The following is a 1620-nucleotide window of genomic DNA, read 5'->3' as shown; positions in this document are numbered from 1 at the left end:
GGGCATGGCGGGTGGTGGGGCGGCGGCGGGCAGCGGCGGCGCGTGCAACGGGTCCTCGGAGTCCAGCAATCCCACCGCGTGCTTGCCCAGCTTGGCGATCAGCGCGCCCGGCAGCCAGGGTTCGATCTCCTCGTCGTCCCAGAGGTCACCCTCGGCCGTCAGCTCCAACAGCCGCTCCAGCGAAGGGCGTTCGTCCGGGTCCGGCGAGAGGCAGCCCTCGACGATCTCCAGCAGCGCGTCCGGCACGCCGGTGAGGTCGCGCTGGTCCTGGACGATCCGCAGCATCAGCACGTGCATGGCGCTGCTCGCGTCACCGAACGGTGTGCGGCCGGTCGCGGCGAAGACCAGGACCGAGCCGAGGCAGAACACGTCGGAGGCGGGCGTGACCGTCTCGCCCCGGCACTGCTCCGGCGACATGAACCCCGGTGAGCCGACGGCGGCACCGGTACGGGTCAGCCCCTCCCCGGCCTGCTCCAGCGCGCGGGCGATACCGAAGTCGATGACGCGCGGGCCGTCGATCGTCACCAGGACGTTGGACGGTTTGAGGTCGCGGTGCACCAGCCCGGCGGCGTGGATGTCGCGCAGCGACTGCGCCAGGCCGTTGGCGAGGCTCACCAGGGTGCGGTCGGGGAGCTTGCCCGGGCAGTGGGCCACCACCTCGTGCAGGGAGGGCCCGGCGACGTAGCCGGTGGCCACCCACGGCGTCTCCGCCTCGGTGTCGCAGTCGAGCACCGGCGCGGTCCACCGGGTGCCGATGCGCCGGGCGGCGTCCACCTCCTGCTGGAACCGTTGCCGGAACTCCGTCTGGCGTGCCAGCTCGGGCTGGACGAGCTTGACGGCGACCGTCCGGCCCCGCCCGGACCGGGCGAGGTAGACGCTGCCCATGCCGCCGGCGCCGAGCTTGCCGAGGAGCTGGTACTGCCCCACCCTTCGGGGGTCTGCCGGTCCCAGCGGTTTCATGTGCGTGTCCCCTCACTGCGCATAGCCCGCTTGAGGATAGACACCCTCGCGCGCACTACTGGGGACTGCGTCCGAACCGTGACCGGTTCCCTGATCGCGCGAGCCGGGCGGGGGTGCCCGCCTTCGCCCTGGTTCGCGCGCCCGCGTGAAGCCGGCTCGCCCGCCCACCGCTGCGCCCGTGCGCTCAGCGGGCGTCGTCGCCGCCGGTGGCGCGCTCCAGCGCGGCGGACAGCTTCCGCAGAGCCTCCACGGCATCGGCCAACTCCTGCTGGCCGCCCATGGCTTCGGCCAGCGAGGCGGCGAACTCCGCGTGCCCGGGGGAGATACGGCGGACCGCGTCGTGCCCGTCGGCGGTGGCTGCCAGCAACTTGGCCCGTCGGTGGGCCGGGTTGGGCCGGTACTCGGCGAGTCCCTGCTCCACCAGGAGGTCCGCGATGCGTTGCACACTCTGCCGGGTGATGCCCATGGCGCGCGCGATGCCGGAGACGGGAAGCGGCTCGGACAGCACCGCCCCGAGCACCTGCCACCACGCGGCGGTCAGCCCGCCGGGGCGGGCCAACTTGTCGGCGACGGCCAGGAACTGGCCGTTCAGCCGGAAGACGCCGAGCGCGGCACCGGACAGGGAGGCGCCCGGCGTGGGGTGTTCGGTGGGGGAGGCGG

General features: G+C 73.8%; 2 protein-coding genes. Both read right to left on the bottom strand.

The window, feature by feature from the left end:
- On the bottom strand, positions 1-960 hold a 960-nt coding region (locus E0D90_RS25490; RefSeq protein ID WP_130800272.1), incomplete at its 3' end, for a serine/threonine-protein kinase.
- Positions 961-1144: 184 nt separating this feature from the next.
- Positions 1145-1582: a MarR family winged helix-turn-helix transcriptional regulator gene (locus E0D90_RS25485; RefSeq protein WP_130800273.1), complete on the bottom strand. Its 438-nt coding sequence runs from the start codon at positions 1580-1582 to the stop codon at positions 1145-1147.
- Between the last annotated feature and the right edge of the window lie 38 nt (positions 1583-1620).

The organism is Streptomyces otsuchiensis (assembly GCF_004305975.1).
Lineage (GTDB): Bacteria > Actinomycetota > Actinomycetes > Streptomycetales > Streptomycetaceae > Streptomyces > Streptomyces otsuchiensis.
The sequence above is the reverse complement of the archived record's forward strand: the minus strand, read 5'-3'. Positions and strand labels throughout refer to the sequence as shown.